The sequence below is a fragment of the Oceanobacillus salinisoli genome (genome assembly GCF_009733865.1).
GTDB lineage: Bacteria > Bacillota > Bacilli > Bacillales > Amphibacillaceae > Oceanobacillus > Oceanobacillus salinisoli.
Genome location: NZ_WOFB01000002.1, coordinates 154,376 through 176,126 on the forward strand (window position 1 = coordinate 154,376; position 21,751 = coordinate 176,126).

The following is a 21,751-nucleotide window of genomic DNA, read 5'->3' on the forward strand; positions in this document are numbered from 1 at the left end:
AAGGCTGAAATATGAGAATGAAGGCTGAAATATGAGAATGAAGGCTGAAATATGAGAATGAAGGCTGAAATATGAGAATGAAGGCTGAAATATGAGAATGAAGGCTGAAATATGAGAATGAAGGCTGAAATATGAGAATGAAGGCTGAAATATGAGAATGAAGGCTGAATTATGAGAATGAAGGCTAAATTAAGAGAATGAAAGTAAAACTTAAATTAGGGGGGATAACGTGATTTCGAAACGGAGGACAGAAGCTCAAATTGAGCCCGCGATGGAAAACGAAGCCGGTCAATTACATATGTTTCAAAGAGGGATGATGACAGGTATACCGATTATGTTAGGGTACTTGCCGATTGCTGTTACGTTTGGTGTGTTGGCAAAACAAGCTGGGATGTCCTTGACGGAACTAACGTTAATGAGTCTTTTGGTTTTTGCCGGAGCAGCACAATTTATGGGGACGAATATGATTGCTGTTGGTACTGGCGCACTGGAAATTATTATTGCAACCTTTGTACTGAATTTCCGTCATTTTGTCATGAGTCTTTCCTTTATGAATCAGCTACGGGGAATCGCTCTAAAGTGGAAGTTGCCAATGTCGCTTGGGTTAACGGACGAAACCTTTGCCGTCTCTGCTTTGCATTCGGAAGAGGCAAGAAAAGAAAATGGGGCTTTTTATTACATTGGAATTATCATCGTTGCATATCTCTCATGGGTGTTAGGTTCTTTGCTTGGTGGAATACTTGGTGAAATTATTCCCGAACGTTTAAGTCAAAGTATGGGAATTGCATTATATGCTATGTTTATTGGTCTACTTGTCCCGTCTGTGAAAAAGAATTTAAGAATTGGTCTAATTGCTATTATTGCAATGTTAATCAATGCGATTTGTGTGCAACTCGGACTGAGCACAGGGTGGGCGATTGTGATAGGTACGGTTCTTGGTGGTATGAGTGGAATTTATTTATTTAAGGAGAATGAACAATGACGAACTTATTAATTATTATAGGGATGTCTATCGTGACGATGGTACCAAGAATTATTCCAGCATTTGTTGTGGAAAAATTACAATTTCGTCCATGGATCAATCGTTGGCTAAGTGCCATTCCATATGCTGCTTTGGGAGCATTGATTTTCCCTGGGATTATGACAGTGATTCCTGAAGAACCGATGGTAGGAATCATTGGAGGGGTAGTAGCAATTATACTGGCCTCCTTTGGATTAAATGTTGTCCTGGTTGTAATAGGTGCTATTCTAACGGTATTTTTGTTTACGGTATAATAAATAGGCTGCCTTTATGGCAGTCTATTTATAATAAGGTTCAATGTGAATATGTGCATGTGTAATTTTATGTTTTTCGAATAAGTAACTCTCTATATTTTCTGTCACATGATGGCTTTGTTCTACATTTAAACTGGGATCGACTAATATCGTTACTTCCAACAAGGACTGATTACCGTGGACACGTCCTTTAACATCGACTACTTCTTTTACTTCTTCAACTTTTTCAATACTCGATTTTATTTCTTTTAACTTTTCTTCCTCAAAACCATCTGTAAGCGTTAATGTCGCTTCCCTGAAAATGTCCCATGCTGTCTTGCAAATAATAATTCCTACAACAAATCCAGCGAGTGGGTCAAGCCAAAACAGACCAAATTGTGCCCCGACAATTCCTATAAATGCCCCGATACTTACGAGCGCATCCGATTTGTTATCCTGTGCCGCTGCATTCAAAGAACTGCTTTCAATTTTCTTTGCCAGTGCAGCATTATAACGATAGACAAAAAACATGATGACCGCAGCTCCAAGAGCAGTCCAAGCTGTTAATAAATTTGGCGCCTCTGATATTTGACCGGCGATTATTTTTTGGAGTGTCTCAAATATAACTTGGATACCAATAAACATCATAATGAATGCTGCGAATAAAGAGGCAATGGTTTCAACACGGTAATGCCCATATGGATGATCCTCATCTGGAGGTTTACGTGATATTTTTAAACCTGCCAGGACAGCTACAGATGCAACAACATCCGTAGCATTATTTAATCCATCTGCACGTAAGGCATCGGAATTACCGATATAAGCAATAATCAGTTTGATGATGGATAAAGTAACATAAGCGAATATACTAATCCAGGCGCCCTTTTCGCCCTGCTTTAAGTTATTCGAATAATTCATTTCATTTCCTCCACTTTTCACATGTTGACAGCGTTCTATATAATATCCCCTTATTTGTATGTAGCTATCATAGTCTAACAAATGTCATGTTGGTGAGTCTAGAGAAACATAAAAGGCTTCGGTTATATGTATTGGGAGTTACTAATTATTTTTCGTAAGGCAAAATTTAACGTAATAGGATGTTTAAAAGTATTAAGCCCCAAACTTTTACGGTCATTTTGAACACGCACCATAACCAATAGTATCTGTAAAAAATGACAAAGATATTTATGAGAAAAATGAGTTGCTTTTTTTCGGAAAATTTAGGATAATAGATAAAAGGAGCTAAGGGGGAGTTCTCAATGAAAAAACAGAAAGCAGTTTATCGTTTTTGCCGTTATGAAGGTGCAGTGCTTTACGCGAAAAAAGGAATCCCTTATGAATTTAGTTTTAATGCTCAGTTAGTTTTGGATGAAATTTGTTTTAATTGGAATAAACAACAGCTGATTGAACAAATTAATCATTCCATTGAAACAAACAATAAAGAAGAATTTATGAAGTATAGTAACTTATATAGACATTACGTCTGGGAGTAAGTGATATAGAGCCTCACCTATGATGGGTGGGGCTTTTTGTGGCTCTGAAAAGCAAACGAATTGCTTAAAAGCTTGATTTTATAGTTTATGTAAATTTTAGAAAATATGCATAAAGTAGTTATACTATTTTGTTATACTTTATTTGCATATCGGGAGTTTTTTGAAAATAGGGGGTGGATTCATGGAGAATAGGAAAAAAATTCAACGCAGCTGGATGCTGTATGATTTTGGGAATTCAGCATTTGCAACGACTATTATGGCAGCGGTTTTACCTGTATATTATTCAACCGTTGCAGCAGCTGGAGTTGATGAAAATCTCGCAGCCAGTTACTGGGGATATTCTCAATCTATTTCTGTACTGATTGTAGCTATTTTAGCACCAATATTGGGAGTTATTAGTGATTTCACGTCAGCTAAAAAGAAATTTCTCCATTTTTTTGCATTTATGGGTATTATAGCAAGTATTCTACTGGCTTTTGTCGGTGAAGGAGACTACATATTAGCATCTGTTTTATTTATTGTTGGGTCTATTGGGTTTTCCGGTGCGAATATTTTCTATGATTCGTTTTTGCCCGAAATCGCGGATAGAAATGAGATGGATAAAGTCTCATCTGGTGGTTTTGCTTACGGATATATTGGTGGGGGGATATTACTGGCGATAAATATTCTTATGATATTAAATCCGCAATGGTTTGGAATTCCGAATACAACGTTGGCTACTCAAATCTCCTTTGTTACAGTTGGGGTCTGGTGGTTTATTTTTTCCATTCCGCTAATAAAAAATATAAAAGAGGAGAAAAAGTTTCATAACCATAAAAGAGACAGGTCATATGCTGCAATTGGTTTCTTGAGAGTTGGAAATACATTTAAAGAAATAAGACGCTATAAGCAATTGTTGATTTTTTTATTGGCATTTTGGCTTTATAATGATGGGATTTCTACGATTATTCGTATGGCCACTGTTTATGGGAGTTCAATTGGGATTGGCAGTAATGATTTAATTGTTGCCCTATTAATTACCCAGTTTGTTGGGATTCCCTTTACATTTTTCTTTGGTTGGCTGGCAACGAAAATAACTGCGAAAAAAGCTTTATATATTACGTTATTTGTTTATTTAGGCATTGTTTCCATCGGATACTTTATGACTTCGGCTGTACATTTTTATGTTTTGGCCATTTGTGTAGGAATGGTACAAGGGGGAGCCCAAGCTTTAAGCAGGTCTATTTTTGGGAGTATGGTTCCGGAAAATAAGAAAGCAGAATTCTTTGGTTTTTACGGGATTTCCTCTAAATTTGCCGCTGTTATTGGGCCTTTCGCGTTTGCTTTGATCGGTCAGGTTACCGGGAATAGCAGAACGGGAATCTTATCGCTAGTTGTATTCTTTATAGCTGGAATAGTGATTTTACGATTTGTAGACATTGAGAAGGGAATTCAAGAGGCGAAGGAGCCTGTGGCAAGTTAACATCCGATTAATTGAAGACATACGTTAGGAAATTGTGAGATTTCAGCTAAAAGGAGTACGTCGCAGCTAAGAATTTTAACGTCTCAATATAAAAAGAATTCATTCGCTCAAAGGTGAGCGAATGAGTTTTTCTAATGAAACAATGGATTACTAAATTTATTTTCTAATCCGAGTGACACTGGTTTTCCTGTATCATAAGAAATATTGCCAATTAATTTTTCCAGCTTTTGTCTCGAACCCTCATTGTCTTTTTTCCAGTAATTCCCTAATTCGGTTAAGATTTCGATTGCTTCCACACGTCCTTCTTCATATAAATCGATAAAGCTCTTATTAGATGGTTCGTTTGTTGCGGAATGATACCATGTCTGATTCTGTAAATTTAAGTAGTCCTTATCATCCTGTACCGGCTGGTGTGAATAGGAAGAAATGTACGAGCGAAATAATAGATTTTTCCAGCCATGAGGATCGGATAAGAGCTTCAAAGCAAGAATCATATCCTTATATGCTTTATGGATATATGAGGGTGAACTGTTTTTGAATTCCGGATAGTAATTGTTAATGGCAGTATGCATCATTTCAATGATTTCCTGATTTAAAGAACTGCCAACATGTATTTCTTTGTATACTTGTGTTTTCCATGTTTTTAAATGATGATATTTTTTCATCATTAAAGTGTCAATAATAACCTCTAATTTTTGGTGGTTGCTGCCCTCGTAACCTGCATGGTAGTGGATGTATGGATGTGTATTTCGATCAAGTATATGATGAGTTAGGAACCCAACTACAAATGCTCGTACACATTTACTCTTTTTCTTTGCAGAAGTGATTAATTCCATCAAAAATGGACCACATTGTCTAGTATGTAATGCCATACCCATTTGTTGGAAAGGTTCATCTTTTATCCAAGGCCAAAAATTATAATAAAAAAGCGGGTCAGGGCCTTGGGCTCCTAATTTTAAAAATGACTCAGTTTGTGAAGTTAGAAACGGTTGATTTACTGCATCCACGACTTCCTCACAAAAAAGTATATGTGTCCATATATTTGGCACAGTGAAATCCCCCTTTATTTTTCTATATATAAAATGTAGATGATTTTACAAGTACTCATCTATTATATAGTAAAAACGAAAGGATTTGGTGAAATAAAAAGGAAGAAACTTTTACAGGTTTATCTGATACATAATTCTGATTAGACACTATTAAGAATTTTATTATCACCGTGTATTTTTTATTCTTTTATTTGGGAAATTTGTTACAATAGAGATGAAAAGTGAGAAGATTACATAGGGGAGGAAAATTGGATGGAATATCGTGTAGAAAGAGATACATTAGGGGAAATCAATGTACCTGCTGATAAATATTGGGGTGCACAAACACAGCGCAGCAAACAGAATTTTCCAATTGGAAATGAAACGATGCCAAGTGAAGTAATCAAAGCATTTGCTATTCTAAAGAAGAGTGCTGCAAAGGCTAATAGTGACTTAGGTCTAATGGAAAGTAAAAAGGCTGAAGCTATCGCATTTGCTGCTGATCAGATTATTCAAGGAAATATTGATGATCATTTTCCGCTTGTTGTTTGGCAAACCGGTAGTGGAACACAATCTAATATGAATGTGAATGAAGTGATCGCACATGTTGGGAATAAATGGCTTTCCGAGAATAGCAGTGATCTAAAACTTCATCCTAATGATGACGTAAATAAATCACAAAGCTCCAATGATACGTATCCAACAGCAATGCATGTTGCTTTCGTTTTAAAATTAGAAGATGAAGTACTGCCTGCAGTAAAGACGTTAAAGGGTACATTTAAAGCGAAAATGGATGCGTTTTCCGATGTTGTTAAAATTGGAAGGACCCACCTGCAGGATGCCACTCCACTTACATTAGGCCAGGAAATCAGCGGCTGGCACCGTATGCTTGAAAAATCGGAAGCGATGATTAAAGAAAGTGTCCATCATATTAAAGAATTAGCAATTGGTGGTACGGCTGTTGGTACAGGATTAAATGCACATCCCGAGTTTTCTGAAAGAGTGTGCCAAGCTATTAGTGAGTTTACCGGAAAAGAATTTGTGTCTGCACCCAATAAATTTCATTCATTAACAAGTCATGATGAATCGGTTTATGCTCATGGTGCTTTAAAAGCACTTGCCGCCGATATGATGAAAATTGCCAATGATGTTCGGTGGTTAGCGAGCGGCCCACGTTGTGGAATTGGAGAAATTACGATACCTGCAAATGAACCGGGAAGCTCGATTATGCCAGGGAAAGTAAATCCAACACAAAGTGAAGCAGTAACGATGGTAGCCGCACAGGTAATGGGAAATGATGCTGCAGTTGGTTTTGCAGCAAGTCAAGGTAATTTTGAACTAAATGTATTTAAACCAGTAATTGCTTATAACTTCCTGCAATCGTGTCAATTATTAGCAGATAGTATTCTTTCGTTTGATGAGCGCTGTGCAAAAGGAATTGAACCAAATCAAGAACAAATTGAAAAGAATTTAAATGATTCTCTTATGCTTGTTACTGCTTTAAATCCGCATATCGGCTATGAAAATGCGGCAAAGATTGCTAAGAAAGCATTTGCTGATAATGCAACATTAAAAGAAACCGCAGTAGAATTAGGTTTATTGACGGAAGAAGAGTTTGATCAATATGTAAAACCAGAGGAAATGACATATCCGAAGTAGGATAGTAATAAATAACTTGAGGATGAACAAGCCTGTTACACATGGTGTAATGGGCTTTTTTCTATTGTATTGGAAGTACATCTACATTTTACCAATGAAATTTAGTTATAAGAATGGGGTTATCGACAGACAATAGAAATACACAAGGAGGTGATAACACATGGCAACTAACAGAAGCAACAACTCAAACCAATTATTAGTTCCTGGAGTACAACAAGCTTTAGATCAAATGAAAATCGAGATCGCATCTGAATTTGGTGTGAACTTAGGAGCAGACACAACTTCTCGTGCTAACGGATCTGTCGGTGGAGAAATCACTAAACGTCTTGTACAAACTGCTCAACAACAACTTAACGGTGGACAACAATAATATAAATGATGGCTAAAGAGGGAAGTCCTAAGAGGCTTCCCTCTTATTTATATCGTAGACAATAATTTATCATTAAATACCTGCTTCTTTTTAAAAAGCTGTTAAATATTCTAGTGACCTGTTTTTCAACAGAACAGTGTTACACAAAACATTCAGGTAGAAAGTTGAAAAGTTCAAAACCAGCGGAGTGTATTTCCGCAGTGGCAGGTATAACACCAACTTAGGAACTATAGTTAGTTCGAAGTTTATATCTATTCAATAAAAACATAAACGATTTTAAGAGTATAAAACCAAGTGGCTTTATACTCTTGAAATCGTTTATCATTTGATTAACTAGTTATAATACTCAACTAAGTTATGATTTAATTCGACTTTCTGTTTCAGCATCAAAGAAATGAGCACGATTCATATCAAACGCTAATTCAATTGTTTCATTACCTTTAATATCAGTGCGAGAGTCTACACGAGCAATGAAGTCTTGATTATCTACTTTAGAATAAAGGAAGGATTCAGCTCCCATTAGCTCAGCAACATCAATCTTTGCACTTATTTTAGTTTCTGGTGAAGCCTCGATAAATGCTGGTTCATCATGGATGTCTTCCGGTCGTACTCCTAAAATAATTTCCTTGTTTATATAGCCTTCGTTACGAAGCATTTTCATTTTGCCTTCTGGAACTTTGACTTTCACATCTCCCATTTGGAAATAGCCTTCTGTTAATGTTCCATTAAAGAAGTTCATGGAAGGAGAGCCAATAAAACCACCAACAAATACATTTTCTGGGGAATCGTAAACTTCCTTTGGTGCTCCGATTTGTTGGATGATGCCGTCCTTCATTACAACAAGGCGTGTCGCCATTGTCATTGCTTCGGTTTGATCATGGGTTACATAAATGGTGGTAGTTTGTAAGCGTTGATGAAGTTTTTGAATTTCAGCACGCATTTGCACACGCAGTTTTGCATCCAGATTGGACAGTGGCTCGTCCATTAGGAATACTTTTGCATCACGAACTATTGCACGACCAAGTGCTACACGCTGGCGCTGCCCACCTGAAAGAGCTTTCGGTTTGCGATCAAGATAAGCTTCTAAACCAAGTATTTTAGCTGCATTGTTAACTCGTTTCTCGATTTCATCTTTACTGAATTTACGAAGTTTTAAACCAAATGCCATGTTATCATATACATTCATATGTGGATATAGGGCATAGTTCTGAAATACCATGGCGATGTCACGGTCTTTTGGTGCAACATCATTCATTTTTTTGTCATCAATGTAAAACTCTCCACTGGAAATTTCCTCCAACCCTGCAATCATACGAAGGGTAGTTGATTTACCACATCCGGAGGGGCCAACGAAAACGATGAATTCTTTTTCTTTTATGTGTAAGTTAAAATCATCTACTGCTACAACGTCTTTATCATATCGTTTTTGGATATTTTCTAATCTTAATTCTGCCATTTTTATGACCTCCATATTTGTAAACGTTTAATTTTATTTTAATACGAAGGGTTTATTCTGATAATAGCAATGGTGCACAAAGAATGGACTAGTCTTTGTGCACCATGGACAGAATAACAAGATAAACGGTCATTGCACCATTAAATTGACGTACATCAATACCCGTTTTATCAATAAATTTGTCTAATCGATATTGTAAGCTGTTCCTGTGTAAATGTAGTTTTTTTGCTGCAACGGTGACATTCAAATTGCTTTCGATAAAAGTTTTGATGGAATGAAGCAGTTCCGGATCCTCTGTCAATTTTCTTAATACAATCTTTTTGATGGAATGAAGAAATTCCTTATCAGCCTGATCAACGAAATGGTAGGAAATAGCTTCAACATAGGAAACGACGGGTCGGTCTGCATAGATAAAACCAATTTCAGCGCTTTTTAAAAAGGTTTTATAATAATGATGAAGGTTGATTAAATTATCTATGTAAGGGCCGATAAAAAATTTTATATTGATATATAAGTCACCCATTAACAATTTGATGATTTGCTCGTAGGAAATGGACTCCTCTTGAATGATTGGCTTTTCTTCTATGATGATGCCTTCATGTTCATTTTCCCATAATATTGAAATCGGAGTGGAGTAGAAATTAGATATCGCCTGTTTAAATAAAGATGGTTCGATTTCGTTTGCTTTAATGGAAAAGTAAACAAAGCGGAATGGATGTACTTGTTCGTCCCTTGTATGATCACTTATTCTCCTTCTCCACTTTTGCTCTTGTTCAGTAGGTTGTGGAATCATAATATTATGTGGTTTAAGAAAGACTAATAGTAAATTTTCATCACTTTTTGTCAGCTCAGACTTATCAATACCAATAATTTGGTTATCTTCTGTTATAAACCAGCGATAGTTTTCCGGTATTTCATGGAGTTCATCAAAGAAACACATAGAAGGAAATAATTTTCCAAGTTTGTTTATCATTGAAAATCCTCTCTTCCGTCATTCGTCAGTCCTATTTTAACATGATAAAGATTAATTGGTAGGCAATAACAAAGTTACCCTTCTTAGTATACAATGAATGGTACGTTTGTTATAGTTGACTAGAATAAAATTCAAGGAGGTTACGTTTTGGCTAACATACATGATACTGCGTATGATTTAGAAAATGCTATTCGTGAAAGTGAGGAATTCAATCACCTTAAAACTGCTTATGAAGCAGTAATGAACAACCCTCAAGCAAAAGAGATGTTCGAAAGTTTCCGTGATACACAAATGCAGCTTCAGGAAAAACAAATGCAAGGATTAGATATTACGGAAGAGGAAGTAGAGAAAGCACGTGCAGTTGTTGAACAAGTGCAGCAGCATAGCGATATTTCCAAATTGATGGAAGAAGAACAACGCTTAAATCTTTTGATTAACGATATCAGCAGAATCATCACTAAACCATTAGAAGAACTGTACGGTGACCCAAATAATCAATAAGAAAAAACAGGCTGGGACAAAAGTGTTCTAGTTAAAGTGCGTGTTCAAAAAGGAAAATGAAAAGAACCGGTCGGCTAAAATCGCAACGTCATGTTGCAACGCCGACACTAGCACGTCCTGTGCGTCGAAAGTTAGAGGCGGCGAAGCTTTGAGTAGCGAGCCCCGAGCGTGATGTGGTGACTTCTACGTTGCCCACAGGACAAGGAACACTTCGTCAGCGATACATTGCACGCAGAAAAAGTGCTTTTCTTTTTCAAGGACGTGGGCAGTTTTAGTAAAAGGTCCCCTATATAAATGTGTCCTTTTCACCGGACTTTTTGAACATCCTCTTAAAGAAATTATCCGAACTACGATTCAAAATTCTTTGGTTAGAATTGGAATTAGTTCGGATATTTGCTTTTTATAGGGATGTTTCCTAAAGGATTATTGCCTTTTGCAAAAAAACTTTATTTCGAATTTGATATATACTCCTGACTAATAAAAATTCATATCATGATGCTCTCGCCTGTCCTAATGATGATAGCGTGCTTACATTCGATCCGGCAGAATACTTGCGGTTCGTGGGCACGGCCTAAATCCCCATCAAGGAAAACCGTAAGTGCGCCTCTAGTCTTCTATTACCACTCCGTAGTAGGCTTCCTCGGCACAAGGGAACAAAGAAGATTAATCAGGTAGTACCCGCGCGTGCTAAAGTCTAAACACGAGTGATAAATGCCCTCTAATGGTTGATATCCCGCATACACTGGTTGATATGTGCGCCCGTTGTGTTGATATTTTGCACAACGGTTGATATCTCCCTCTTTATGGTCACCCGCGGAAGTCGTAATGTATTTCCTTAGCAGTAAGTTGGTGCTCCAACATCATTTAAAGTTAGTTTGCAGTTTATATAAATTCCATAACAACAAATTTAGCAAACAGGTATTGCTTCTCTAACAGGTCATCATTGTTATTAGGGTGGGGAAGTAGTTATGTCCCATTTTTTGGATGTTTTTTAACAGTTACCTGTGAAACAGTACTAATTTTGCTTGTGGGGATACACAGCGATGGGTATATTCACTGTATCCATTTTCATCTAAGCGTCTTTGTCCAATTGCTTTGGCCTCTTCGTTATTTTGTGCAGTAAACGTTTCGTCCATTAGTTTTTCTCCTAATTTACTAAAAACCGTTAATGTATATTCTTCCATTATTAAACCTCCTTGTTAGAATGTATCTTATATTCTAAAAATTATTATAAATCATAATGTGCAAAAGGAAAAGAAATTGTTATTTGCTTCATTAAATAAATACAAATTTACACTTTTCTAACAAAAGCTGAAACTTTGAAGTGCTATAATCGTAATAGTGTCTGAAAGGGGAGAGAGAAATGGCATTAATATTAAAGCAAGTAACAAAGCGTTATGGAAAAGAAACAGCTGTAGACCATCTGTCCTTGGAAATTCCAGAAAGAGAGATGTTTGGATTTTTAGGAGGAAATGGTGCTGGGAAAACAACTACCTTTCGTATGATTCTCGGACTGCTGGATATGACAGAAGGTGAAATTACGTGGAATGGTGAATCAATAAATTATGGAAAAAGCCATTTAATTGGCTACCTTCCAGAAGAGAGGGGGCTTTATCCTAAACTTACGGTGAAGGAGCAAATTATTTATTTAGGTAAGTTACGGGGAATGAAAAAACAGAAAATAGTTCAAGAACTTGAAAACTGGCTGGAGCGCTTTAAGGTTACGGAATATATGAATAAACGGGTAGAAGAGCTATCCAAGGGAAATCAGCAAAAAATCCAGTTTATATCAGCCGTCATACATAATCCGAATCTATTAATCTTAGATGAACCATTTTCGGGATTAGATCCTGTGAATGTGGAAATGCTGAAAAGCGCTGTCGTTGACCTAAAGGAACAGGGGACATCAATCGTTTTTTCATCCCATCGCATGGAGCATGTAGAAGAATTATGTGAACATTTATGTATCCTGCATAAAGGAAGTCCAGTTGTAAAAGGTTCACTAAGGGAAATTAAGCGATCTTTTGGCAAAAAAAATCTCCTTATACATGCGGACACGTCATTAGAATTTTTGCAAAAGGTGCCTGGAGTAATACAATACAAAAAAGTTGCTGATGGCTGTGAGCTGCAAATCGAAAATGAAGATGTGTCGCAACAGATTTTTTCTGAATTGCAAGGAAAAGGATTTGTTCGTAAATTTGAACTCGAAGAACCTTCTTTAAATGACATCTTTATCGAGAAAGTCGGTGCAGCATATGAGTAAATTCTGGGTTATCCTCACACACACCTATATGTCCAGACTTAAAACGAAATCATTTATTATTAGTACGATAATTACTCTATTGTTTATTTTAGGATTAGCAAACATTCAATCAATTATGGAATTTTTCTCAGACGAAAGTGCAGATAAAATTGCGGTTATAGATGAGTCCGAACTGCTTTGGGAACCTTTAATGATGAATGCCGAAGCTGTTGGCGAAGATTTACAGTTAATCGAGTTTACTGGAGACGAAGAATCAGGAAAAGCTGCGGTTGAAAAAGAAGACTATAAAGCACTTGTCGTTCTAACATTAAATGATAATCAATTACCGGAAGCAACGTATTATGCCAATAATATTTCCGATATGGGGAATCAAATGTTTATAGAACAGCAGCTTCAGCAATTAAAGGTGGCGATGGCGACACAACAATCAGGGATTGATCAGGAGACACTTGCTGATATTAACGAACCGGTTGTATTTCAAACCATAGCATTGGATGAGACAGCCAAGTCAATGGAGGAGCTTAACGAGGCGCGAGGAATTGTTTACGTAATGCTATTTGTTTTATATTTTACCGTAATGGCATATGGGCAGATGATTATGACGGATGTCGCTAATGAAAAATCCTCGAGAGTAATGGAGATCTTAGTATCAAGCGCCCCCGCGGTTACACATATGTTTGCAAAAATACTGGGAATTGCATTGCTTGGGTTAACTCAGGTAGGAACTTTTATCTTAGTAGGTTATTTACTCATATCGTCTAAGCAGGGCGAGTTAGTTGGTGGGATATTTGAATATCTAGGATTTCAGGATATATCTCCTTCTGTCTATATATATGCTATCGTTTTCTTTTTGCTTGGATATCTATTATATGCAACATTGGCGGCTATGCTAGGTTCATTGGTGAGGCGCGTTGAGGATGCAGGGCAAATGATGATGCCCCTAATATTTTTAGTGATGATTGCTTTTTTTATTGCAATGTATGGCTTAAATGTACCAGATTCAACATTAATTAATGTAACATCATATATTCCATTCTTCTCACCAATGATTATGTTCATGCGGGTAGGGATGCTGGATGTTCCTGCCTGGGAAATAGTGTTATCTATCGGAATATTAGTTGCGACCATTATTTTAATTGCAGTGATTGGTGCAAGAGTGTACAAAGGCGGAGTTCTCATGTATGGCCGCTCCAGTTCATGGAAAGATTTTAAGAGGGCAATGACATTATCGAAGAAAGAATCATAGAAAGGAAGGTCACTGGTGTGTGGCCTTTTTTTGCTATTTACTTTACTACGTTAAGTGGAAGGTATTTATCAAGTGATTAACTGACTGTAAGCCCCCCCCGCTGATTGAAGATTCACTTTATGTTATTAACAGAACGTGCATTCTGTTTCGTGGTTTGCTAGAATGTAGGTAATCATAGGAAAAGAAGGTGAGGATATGAAAAAGGAAATATCCTTTATGCATGCCGCGGATTTACATCTGGACAGTCCTTTCAAAGGGCTTTCCTATACACCGGAACATATTTTTCGGGACATAAAAGAGAGTACGTTTAACAGTTTAGATAACTTAGTTAAGGCTGCCATACAAAAAAGAGTAGATTTTGTGCTTATTACCGGAGATTTATTTGATAATGAAAAGCAAAGCTTAAAAGCACAAGTACGGTTGCGCAGGGCATTTGAAGAGCTTAAGCGACATCAGATTCACGTCTATTTGTCATATGGAAACCATGACTATATCAATGGGAATATCCATCCTGTTACATATCCGGATAATGTATTTATTTTTCCAGATGAAAATATATCCGATTTTATATTTAAAAAAGCAGGTAAGGCCATAGCAAAAATTTATGGATTCAGCTATGAAAACCGGGCTGTACTAGAGGAGAAGGCTAAGGATTACAAAGTCAAAGACAGACAAATACCTTTTCATATTGCAATGCTGCATGGGAGTATTCGGAGCAATACGGAACATGATGTTTATTCTCCTTTTCAATTAACGGATTTACAAAAAGAGCCTTTTGATTATTGGGCACTGGGCCATATACATAAACGGGAAGTTTTAAAAGAAAAACCGCCAATAGTTTACCCAGGTAATATCCAAGGAAGAAACCGCAAAGAGACGGGAGAAAAGGGATGCTATCATGTTGTTTTATCGGAAACAGATATAAATCTGTCTTTTATTCCCCTCCAGGCATTCACTATTCATCCAGTATACATAGATGTTTCTCAATGTGAAGATCTTTATGAAATAGAAAGATGCATTCAAGAAGAAATAAATAGCCGGCAATTAACAGGAAATGAATTGATAGACCTAACATTGACTGGCCGCTCCACCCTAAGACAATGGGAAAACGATAAGCTGCTGGAAGAACTGGTAGAAGTTATCAATGAGCCGATTGCTTATGCCCAGCCATGGAAATATATTTTTCGGGTAGTAACAGAAGTAAAGGAAAAAAAAGCGGATATAGAACTTCGAAAAGGAGATCATTTTATTGGCGAATTAATCAGACAAGTAGATTATGTATCCGTCCAAGCCAATGTGAAAGAATTGTATCACCATAAACAAGCAAGAAGGTATCTGGTGCAGCTTACTAACGAAGAGGAGCAAATAATGAAAGAAGAAGCAAAAGAATTATTGTTCAATCAACTGTTCAAGGGGGGAAGCGAATGAAAATAGTGAAGGCTTCCATTTATGGCTTTGGAAAATGGGTTGACTATGATATCGAGTTTTCTGACGGTATATGTATTTATGGGGAAAATGAAGCGGGAAAATCAACACTCCAAAAATTTATTTTGTTTATGTTATTTGGATTTCCACCAAAACAGAGGGAATTTTATCGTCCGAAAATAGGAGGAACAATAGGTGGAAGCTTAACCATGTATGATATCGATGAAGGAATGTTTTCGATTGAGCGGACAGACCAAGTAAATAATGGGGAGGCAATCTGTTATACGCCGGATGGAAAGGAATATGGTGAAGCCTGGCTGAAGGAACGGCTGAAGGGAATGACAATGAAAACATATCAATCTATTTTTTCTTTTTCATCGATGGATTTAGCAGGAATCGATGATATGAAAGAAGAAGATCTTGGAGAAGTGCTGCTGGGGATTGGGATGTCAGGTTCAACGATGATTCATAGGTTGGAAAAGCAGTTGGACAATCAGCTGGGTGATTTATTTAAACCATCCGGTAAAAAGCCTGTGATTAATCAACAGCTGGAAATATTGGATAAGCGATTTGCGTCTTTACAGGATTATAAAGCCAATGAGACAACTTACCGTGAAAAGAGAAATAGTAAATTAACTTTGGAGAATCATATGATGAAGCTCCAAGAAGAGATTCAGAAAGAAAAAGCTCATTTGGTGAGTTTGGAAAAACATATGCAAGCATTACCGATTCTTCAGGACTACAACCGTTATCAAAATCTATTAAAAAACGATGAGGATAACCTGACTTTTCCAGAGAATGGCATGGAGCGTCTGGAAAACATAAAGGCTTCTCTGTTACCTATACAAAGTGAACTCGCTGTTTTGAAAGAAAATGGACAGAAGTATCAGCAAAAGCTGAATAACCTACATGAGCAATTAGCGGAACAGAAGATACAGGATGATGCACAATCACTTATACAAAGAAAGCAGGAGTTTCTTGATACCAGCAATGAATTGGAACGAACAGAAAATACTTTAAATAAAAAGCAATTGGAAATAGAAGGCGAATTGAACCGTTTAAATATTGGTCTGCAACTGGAAGATTTAGGGGAAATATCCTTTCCGTTTCATTTGGAAAAGATGTGGACCCAGCTAAAAAATGATTTAGAGCAGCTTAAACTGGAAAAAGAAAAAAACACCCTAGAAGCGAAGCAACTAAATGAGGAGAGAAATGATCTATATAACCAACTGGAAGAGTTAGAAGAACAAAGTTTACCTGAAGAAAAGGTTCTTGAATTAAATGAAAAAATCCATGTATACAATGAGAACCGTTTATTAGAAAAATTACTGGCCGAATCAAATCTAAAGCAACAAAACTGGAAGCGGAAAAATAAGAAAAAAGAAAAAGATATAAATCGTTTATTAGCGGGTTGCATTTTGGTTGCCGTAATCACTGGAATTGCAGCAATGTTAACCGAAGTGAATTGGCTGTTTCAAATCACTTTGATTATATTTGTAATTGGAATCGGACAATGGATTTTAGGAAGGCAATCGCTAAAAGAAGTGGAAAAAATGATACAAATAGAAGCACAACCTTCTGTCGGCACCCAGGTATCGACAGAACAGAAGCAAGAAGTAGAACAACAGTTGTTACATCATAACAAGTGTGTTAGTGAAATGGAAAATGTGAAAGACCAACTAAAAGCCAATAACATCCAACGTCTAAACAATCGGGATGTAAAAAAGAAATTAGAGGAAAAAGAATATAACATAGAGGAACAAATCCATGTACAATACAAAAATTATCCTTTTCTAAAACAGGTTGATCATACGTACTGGCCGGAATTTTTCCATGCAATGAAACAGTTGATAACACATTACAAAGAACTATTGCACCTCAAGGCTGATACGGAAAGATTGTTGAAGAAAGTGAGTGAGTATCACTCGGAAGTTGCTCAATTTTTTAAAAAAAATAAGTGGGAAGAAGATCAATCTATTTCACATCAAATCCATACAATAGAATCATTTCTTGAACAGCAGAGGGAGGTTTCCCAGCATATCCGCCAATATTCTGATTTACTGGCAGAGAATAAACAAAAACAACACGAATTACGGCAGCGGGTTGAAATGTACCAAAAAGAAATGACGGTTTTATTTGAAAAGGCTCATGTGAAAACGGAGGATGCATTTTATCAAAAGGCAAATCGGTTAGGTGAGAAGCTTGAAATAAAGGCTGCAATGGAAAAAACGCTTGATCAGTTGGAGAGATTGTTTCCTAATGGGGAGTGGAAGCAGTTTGCTGGAAAACAGGAAGATGAGCATACCCTGGAATGGAAACGAGAAAATACTCAAAATACGATTGAGAAAATGGAAAAGCAAATGGAAGAAATGCAAAGGGAATTAGCGAGCCTTCAAGTCCAACTAGAAACGATGGAATCATCTGATGAGTACTCAAACAATTTACATCAGTTTGAAATGGAACAGGAGAAGTTAAATAAGTTGGCAAAGGAATGGGCAATAATAAAAACAGCAAAAGAGCTATTGATAGAAACGAAACGGACATATCGAGAAAAATATTTAAGTCAGGTGATGGAAATAACGTCAGATTACTTCCGGAGGCTAACAGGAAATAAGTATCAGAGAGTATTTGCGCCAATGGATCATAAACCATTTCAAGTGGAAACAGAAGGTGGTATTCGTTATAAGGTGAACGAACTTTCCAAAGGTACCATGGACCAGCTGTATGTATCCTTAAGACTTGCAATCAGTCAAACGATGAGTGAGCGTCACAAGTTGCCATTTATGATGGATGATGCATTTCTGCACTTTGATTCGATACGAATAAAGCGGATTATGGAAATTGTAGAAGAAATATCTGAAAAACATCAGATGATACTTTTTACATGTAAGGAAGAAGCTGTAGATGCTGTTAAAAATTTGGAAATACGTCTATTAGCATAAACGATTCGCATAAATTAGCATTTAATGGTACACTATTTTCAGATTACATGTAGGTGGAGGGAACATCCATTGACAGCAGAAAAAGATGAAAAGAACTGGGAAAAGCATGAGGCAATTATTGAAAAATTTATCCAGATCATTGCAAAAAATATGAATTTATATGGAATTACACCGTCTATAGGAAGACTATATGGTGTTTTATATTTCAATGATGAACCGATGACATTAGATGATATGCGAGATGCTTTGTCGATGAGCAAGACAAGTATGTCCACTGGTGTACGTACTTTAGCTGATATGAAGATGGTGGAATCGAGGTTCCGTAAAGGGATACGCAAAGATCTGTATCAATCAGAAGAAGATTGGTATAAATCATTTACTTCATTATTTGGAACTCGCTGGCGGAAGCAAACGGAAACCAATATTGAAGAAGCCGAGGAAACCATTGAGATTTTAGAAGAAATGTATAATAAGACAGAGGACGAGGAGCTAAAGGAAAGAATAACGCAGGATCTGGAAAAATTAGATTACGCCAAGAATTATTATCAATGGCTTATCCAATTTATCAAGGTTGTGGAGTCAGGAGAAATATTTAACTACATTCCCAAAAATAAGTAAAGAAAAACAAGCACAAAGATGAATGGAAATATCTTTGTGCTTGTTTTATTATGTGGATTTTTAGTAAGTTTTGATGCTGCTTTTCATTTTTGCAGTTTTTATAGTTTGTGTCAAAACAAGATTTTAAAATACAACCTATTATTTGATTCCTTCTGTATTTTCATATCTGCTGTCTAAATAGTCGACAATATGAATAAGGTATCCTTCCATAGTCTGTGGGGATTTAACAGCTGATCCCCATTCTGGAAGTCCGTGATGACAAAGGATACAATGTGCCATTTGATGAATTTCCTGCATAGAAATAGCAATATTCTCAGCCTCAATAATCTTAGTTAAAATAAGCACACCATAAGGAATATGACCAACCATTACTCCTAACTCGTCCATGGCAATACCAGCTTGTTTTCGGTTTTCAAAATTGGAATCTATTGCAGTCGGGAATAAGAAATGAAATTCCTCAAATGTTTTTCCTGCATGGTCATACTCCAGTAATTTTCCAATATCATGAAATAGAATGCTTGTGATAAGTAAGTCGTAATTTGGTTTGCATTCTTTATGCTCCATCATACGATAGAACATGTCATACAAGTGATCAATCGTATTTTTCCAAATTAGTGGCTGATTTTGCTCTCCTTGAATTTGTGCCCATAATTCATTCTTATGAGCTTTTTCTACGATGTGCATGAGCTTCATCGTTGCTTTATAGGGGTCTTCTTCAAATTTTAAAATATATCTCGCAAAGCGCATTAAACCGACTGTATGTTTTAATAAACCACCCAAATAATTATGATGATATCCCTTTGCAGCAGGTCTGATGGAAAATTGATTCCAAAATCGATTCATAGCACCAATAGCAATCTCCTGATAGGGGGATTTTAGTTCATACAAATACGAAAAAAGCTCGATCGTGAAGCTTTCTAAATCCTGTTTTGTATAAGGGAGGAAAGAAAACGGATTGACCTCCTCTTCACAAGGGATCAATTCATCGACAGTCAGTGATTTAAAGCCATTGAATTCATCGACTTTGCCAGCAATATCAAATATGGAGTAGCTTTCAAGCAATGGTAGAATTCGTTCTACGGCACCTTGATTATCCCATATTTTCGCATTAATGGTTCCTGCATTATTGCTAAATCTTATCTTTATAAATTCTTTGTTTGTTTTTGTTAGCTGCACTTGATAATCGTTAACCAGCAAACGAACGTGAACTCGGTCGCCAGCTGTTTGATCTTCGAGAACAAATGTATCTTGCCCATTTGGTAATATAGGAACCGGATACTGATCCAATATTTGTTTTTGTTCAAGCTCAGTTGTATCGATTTTTACGGGAACATGGTTATAAAAATAAAATTGTGTGTTTGTCAAGTTATCACTCCAATAGAAAAACTCTTCTTGTAAGATTAATTTTATGATTATTATTTCTTATATTATAGTTTACTAGACTGCTATAAATTAGGAAAGAATTTATCACGTGATTCACTGGCTGTAAGAAAAGTTTGAGATGCTTCAAGATAGATAAGTGGAGACGGCAGGCGGTAAACTCCTGGTTCGTTCAGAGGCCTTTAGTCATACCCTTGTGGTACTCACAATCTGCAGGGGAAGATTCATTTTTTTCATCTACTTTTTCTGAAAAAGTTATATTTTTATAAGATGATTCATATATATTTGGGTAGATAGAAATGGACAAGGGAGGTAGGACAGTGATTGCAGGTATACCTTGGTGGATTTTAGCGGTAATCGTCTTAATATTTTTTAGTGGTTATATGTCTTTTCGAGCTATGATTGCTGAACGGGAATTGGAACAGCAATATGCAGAAAAAGAAGGAAAAGTATATATTGAACGTATGAGAAAAGAAAGGGAAGAAAGAGATAAAAAAAGACAGCAAACTTCTTAACTGGAGTTTAGTAAAAATAAAAAGAGGTTGTCCGATTAATCTGGACAACCTCTTTTAACTAAGTTTTAACTAATAAATATACTGGAAATGATTCGCTTTGCTTTTAACCTTGTGCTTCTTCTGTCTGTTCTGGTTGTTCAAACATGTCCTGGAATTCTTCAATCTTAATATCCACGTCAGCATCTTGAATCATGTCGTTGATTTTTTGCTGTAAAGTAGTCATGTCTACTTTTTCAGATACTAATTCACGACGTAACTCTTCCTTTACATCCTCATATTCACCAATACTCTCTTCTTTCTCGCGAACATCATTTACTTTAATAATATGAAATCCGAACTGAGATTGGACAGGGTCACTAATATCACCAGGTTCCATGCTATATGCAGCATCCTCGAATTCAGCAACCATTTCTCCAGCTGAAAAGTAACCAAGGTTACCACCGTCTTGTGCTGTACCATCTGTCGAATATTCAGCAGCAAGATCAGCAAAATCTTCACCTTCATCCAGTTTTTCTTTTACTTCATTTGCGGTTTCTTCATCTTCTACTAGTATATGCTGTGCATCAATTTCAGTATTTTTACGATCATATCGTTCTTGAATTTCTTCCTCAGAGACTTCGATATCTTCCGCTGCTGCTTGCTCTTGGAGTAAAGAAATATGTATAATTTGACGTAATGATTCTTCATCACCAAAGTTTTGTTGAATGAGCATATCATATGATTCTCCATACATATCCTTCATACTCTGGATTTCATTATCAACATCTTCTTCTGAGACTTCATATTTATCTTCTAAGACCTTAACGGTTACCAATTCTTCAAGTACAGAGTCACCGTAACGGTTTTTTAGTTCTTCATAAAATTCATCTTTGGTAATGTCCCCAGCATTTGTTTCTACAACAACTTCCGAGTCTGAATTATTACATGCAGCTAAAGTTAAGACACTAGCTGATAATGCTAGAGCCGCGGCTAGTTTTTTCATCTGAACACTCCTAATCTTTATACTTACTTTCTTATTTTATTCAAAAATAAATATAACATACTTTGACAGAAAAATAATAGCGGAAAGTGAAATACTTTAAAAATAACTTACTTATGCCACATTTTGAAGAAAAAGTGTGGAAACATCCGCGACAAATCATAACGGGATTAAAAGGGTCACGTAT

20 protein-coding genes are annotated in these 21,751 nt (G+C 36.5%); 13 read left to right on the top strand and 7 right to left on the bottom strand.

Going from position 1 to position 21,751, the window contains the following annotated elements:
• Nucleotides 1-271 precede the first annotated feature (271 nt).
• A complete protein-coding gene (locus tag GMJ66_RS02560) occupies nt 272-982 on the top strand; it encodes an AzlC family ABC transporter permease (protein ID WP_156288995.1) in 711 nt (236 codons plus the stop codon).
• Entirely contained in the window at nt 979-1,275 is a 297-nt protein-coding gene (locus tag GMJ66_RS02565; RefSeq protein WP_156288778.1) for an AzlD domain-containing protein, read from the top strand. The genes GMJ66_RS02560 and GMJ66_RS02565 overlap by 4 nt, the downstream gene beginning before the upstream one ends.
• 24 nt (nt 1,276-1,299) lie before the next feature.
• On the opposite strand, the gene GMJ66_RS02570 is transcribed toward GMJ66_RS02565, so the two are convergent.
• Complete coding sequence (locus GMJ66_RS02570; protein ID WP_156288779.1) at nt 1,300-2,172, bottom strand: cation diffusion facilitator family transporter; 873 nt, start codon at nt 2,170-2,172, stop codon at nt 1,300-1,302.
• A 341-nt stretch (nt 2,173-2,513) separates the two neighbouring features.
• On the opposite strand from GMJ66_RS02570, the gene GMJ66_RS02575 reads away from it, so the two are divergent.
• Together GMJ66_RS02575 and GMJ66_RS02580 are read left to right on the top strand one after the other, a co-directional pair.
• Nucleotides 2,514-2,747 (top strand): IDEAL domain-containing protein, encoded by a 234-nt coding sequence (locus GMJ66_RS02575; RefSeq protein ID WP_156288780.1) that lies wholly within the window; start codon nt 2,514-2,516, stop codon nt 2,745-2,747.
• A gap of 181 nt (nt 2,748-2,928) precedes the next feature.
• The gene (locus GMJ66_RS02580; RefSeq protein WP_156288781.1) at nt 2,929-4,209 is read left to right on the top strand and encodes an MFS transporter; all 1,281 of its coding nucleotides are present in this window, start codon (nt 2,929-2,931) and stop codon (nt 4,207-4,209) included.
• Between the two features lie 131 nt (nt 4,210-4,340).
• Here the strand turns inward: GMJ66_RS02580 and GMJ66_RS02585 are convergent, their stop codons facing one another.
• Nucleotides 4,341-5,258 (bottom strand): zinc dependent phospholipase C family protein, encoded by a 918-nt coding sequence (locus tag GMJ66_RS02585; RefSeq protein ID WP_156288782.1) that lies wholly within the window; start codon nt 5,256-5,258, stop codon nt 4,341-4,343.
• A gap of 252 nt (nt 5,259-5,510) precedes the next feature.
• On the opposite strand from GMJ66_RS02585, the gene fumC reads away from it, so the two are divergent.
• On the top strand, nt 5,511-6,896 hold the full coding sequence (gene fumC, locus GMJ66_RS02590; protein ID WP_156288783.1) for a class II fumarate hydratase: 1,386 nt from the start codon (nt 5,511-5,513) through the stop codon (nt 6,894-6,896).
• A gap of 160 nt (nt 6,897-7,056) precedes the next feature.
• Nucleotides 7,057-7,266: an alpha/beta-type small acid-soluble spore protein gene (locus tag GMJ66_RS02595; protein WP_156288784.1), complete on the top strand. Its 210-nt coding sequence runs from the start codon at nt 7,057-7,059 to the stop codon at nt 7,264-7,266.
• A gap of 355 nt (nt 7,267-7,621) precedes the next feature.
• Here GMJ66_RS02595 and GMJ66_RS02600 read toward each other — a convergent pair whose 3' ends face one another.
• A complete protein-coding gene (locus GMJ66_RS02600; protein ID WP_156288785.1) occupies nt 7,622-8,722 on the bottom strand; it encodes an ABC transporter ATP-binding protein in 1,101 nt (366 codons plus the stop codon).
• A gap of 88 nt (nt 8,723-8,810) precedes the next feature.
• Nucleotides 8,811-9,695 carry a PucR family transcriptional regulator gene (locus GMJ66_RS02605; protein WP_156288786.1) on the bottom strand — a complete coding sequence of 295 codons (885 nt, stop codon included), beginning with the start codon at nt 9,693-9,695 and terminating at the stop codon, nt 8,811-8,813.
• A gap of 147 nt (nt 9,696-9,842) precedes the next feature.
• Between GMJ66_RS02605 and GMJ66_RS02610 the strand changes: the two genes are divergently transcribed.
• Nucleotides 9,843-10,196, top strand: coding sequence for a YlbF family regulator (locus GMJ66_RS02610; protein ID WP_156288787.1), 354 nt, complete (start codon nt 9,843-9,845; stop codon nt 10,194-10,196).
• A 998-nt stretch (nt 10,197-11,194) separates the two neighbouring features.
• Here GMJ66_RS02610 and GMJ66_RS02615 read toward each other — a convergent pair.
• A complete protein-coding gene (locus tag GMJ66_RS02615) occupies nt 11,195-11,380 on the bottom strand; it encodes a YhzD family protein (protein WP_156288788.1) in 186 nt (61 codons plus the stop codon).
• A gap of 179 nt (nt 11,381-11,559) precedes the next feature.
• On the opposite strand from GMJ66_RS02615, the gene GMJ66_RS02620 reads away from it, so the two are divergent.
• The 5 genes from GMJ66_RS02620 (at nt 11,560) to GMJ66_RS02640 (ending at nt 18,690) form a co-directional block, all read left to right on the top strand.
• Nucleotides 11,560-12,459, top strand: a complete 900-nt coding sequence (locus tag GMJ66_RS02620; protein ID WP_156288789.1) for an ABC transporter ATP-binding protein — start codon at nt 11,560-11,562, stop codon at nt 12,457-12,459.
• Nucleotides 12,452-13,705 (top strand): ABC transporter permease, encoded by a 1,254-nt coding sequence (locus GMJ66_RS02625; RefSeq protein WP_156288790.1) that lies wholly within the window; start codon nt 12,452-12,454, stop codon nt 13,703-13,705. The genes GMJ66_RS02620 and GMJ66_RS02625 overlap by 8 nt, the downstream gene beginning before the upstream one ends.
• A 195-nt stretch (nt 13,706-13,900) precedes the next feature.
• Entirely contained in the window at nt 13,901-15,133 is a 1,233-nt protein-coding gene (locus GMJ66_RS02630) for a metallophosphoesterase family protein (protein WP_156288791.1), read from the top strand.
• Nucleotides 15,130-18,072 carry an ATP-binding protein gene (locus GMJ66_RS02635; protein WP_156288792.1) on the top strand — a complete coding sequence of 981 codons (2,943 nt, stop codon included), beginning with the start codon at nt 15,130-15,132 and terminating at the stop codon, nt 18,070-18,072. The genes GMJ66_RS02630 and GMJ66_RS02635 overlap by 4 nt, the downstream gene beginning before the upstream one ends.
• A gap of 69 nt (nt 18,073-18,141) precedes the next feature.
• Nucleotides 18,142-18,690, top strand: a complete 549-nt coding sequence (locus tag GMJ66_RS02640; protein ID WP_156288793.1) for a GbsR/MarR family transcriptional regulator — start codon at nt 18,142-18,144, stop codon at nt 18,688-18,690.
• A 138-nt stretch (nt 18,691-18,828) separates the two neighbouring features.
• Here GMJ66_RS02640 and GMJ66_RS02645 read toward each other — a convergent pair whose 3' ends face one another.
• The gene (locus GMJ66_RS02645) at nt 18,829-20,055 is read right to left on the bottom strand and encodes an HD domain-containing protein (RefSeq protein WP_156288794.1); all 1,227 of its coding nucleotides are present in this window, start codon (nt 20,053-20,055) and stop codon (nt 18,829-18,831) included.
• Between the two features lie 335 nt (nt 20,056-20,390).
• Here GMJ66_RS02645 and GMJ66_RS02650 point away from each other — a divergent pair, with 335 nt between their 5' ends.
• Entirely contained in the window at nt 20,391-20,585 is a 195-nt protein-coding gene (locus GMJ66_RS02650; RefSeq protein WP_197046582.1) for a sporulation YhaL family protein, read from the top strand.
• 103 nt (nt 20,586-20,688) lie between these two features.
• On the opposite strand, the gene GMJ66_RS02655 is transcribed toward GMJ66_RS02650, so the two are convergent.
• Nucleotides 20,689-21,567 (bottom strand): peptidylprolyl isomerase, encoded by an 879-nt coding sequence (locus GMJ66_RS02655; RefSeq protein WP_156288795.1) that lies wholly within the window; start codon nt 21,565-21,567, stop codon nt 20,689-20,691.
• Nucleotides 21,568-21,751 lie beyond the last annotated feature (184 nt).

What these genes read in the sequence shown, in the direction of transcription:
- fumC (WP_156288783.1), top strand. Translation starts at nt 5,511, where the DNA reads ATGGAATATCGTGTAGAAAGAGATACATTAGGGGAAATCAATGTACCT.
- GMJ66_RS02625 (WP_156288790.1), top strand. Translation starts at nt 12,452, where the DNA reads ATGAGTAAATTCTGGGTTATCCTCACACACACCTATATGTCCAGACTT.
- GMJ66_RS02655 (WP_156288795.1), bottom strand. Translation starts at nt 21,567, where the DNA reads ATGAAAAAACTAGCCGCGGCTCTAGCATTATCAGCTAGTGTCTTAACT.
- GMJ66_RS02620 (WP_156288789.1), top strand. Translation starts at nt 11,560, where the DNA reads ATGGCATTAATATTAAAGCAAGTAACAAAGCGTTATGGAAAAGAAACA.
- GMJ66_RS02595 (WP_156288784.1), top strand. Translation starts at nt 7,057, where the DNA reads ATGGCAACTAACAGAAGCAACAACTCAAACCAATTATTAGTTCCTGGA.
- GMJ66_RS02570 (WP_156288779.1), bottom strand. Translation starts at nt 2,172, where the DNA reads ATGAATTATTCGAATAACTTAAAGCAGGGCGAAAAGGGCGCCTGGATT.
- GMJ66_RS02600 (WP_156288785.1), bottom strand. Translation starts at nt 8,722, where the DNA reads ATGGCAGAATTAAGATTAGAAAATATCCAAAAACGATATGATAAAGAC.
- GMJ66_RS02580 (WP_156288781.1), top strand. Translation starts at nt 2,929, where the DNA reads ATGGAGAATAGGAAAAAAATTCAACGCAGCTGGATGCTGTATGATTTT.
- GMJ66_RS02615 (WP_156288788.1), bottom strand. Translation starts at nt 11,380, where the DNA reads ATGGAAGAATATACATTAACGGTTTTTAGTAAATTAGGAGAAAAACTA.
- GMJ66_RS02560 (WP_156288995.1), top strand. Translation starts at nt 272, where the DNA reads ATGGAAAACGAAGCCGGTCAATTACATATGTTTCAAAGAGGGATGATG.
- GMJ66_RS02605 (WP_156288786.1), bottom strand. Translation starts at nt 9,695, where the DNA reads ATGATAAACAAACTTGGAAAATTATTTCCTTCTATGTGTTTCTTTGAT.
- GMJ66_RS02565 (WP_156288778.1), top strand. Translation starts at nt 979, where the DNA reads ATGACGAACTTATTAATTATTATAGGGATGTCTATCGTGACGATGGTA.
- GMJ66_RS02635 (WP_156288792.1), top strand. Translation starts at nt 15,130, where the DNA reads ATGAAAATAGTGAAGGCTTCCATTTATGGCTTTGGAAAATGGGTTGAC.
- GMJ66_RS02630 (WP_156288791.1), top strand. Translation starts at nt 13,901, where the DNA reads ATGAAAAAGGAAATATCCTTTATGCATGCCGCGGATTTACATCTGGAC.
- GMJ66_RS02575 (WP_156288780.1), top strand. Translation starts at nt 2,514, where the DNA reads ATGAAAAAACAGAAAGCAGTTTATCGTTTTTGCCGTTATGAAGGTGCA.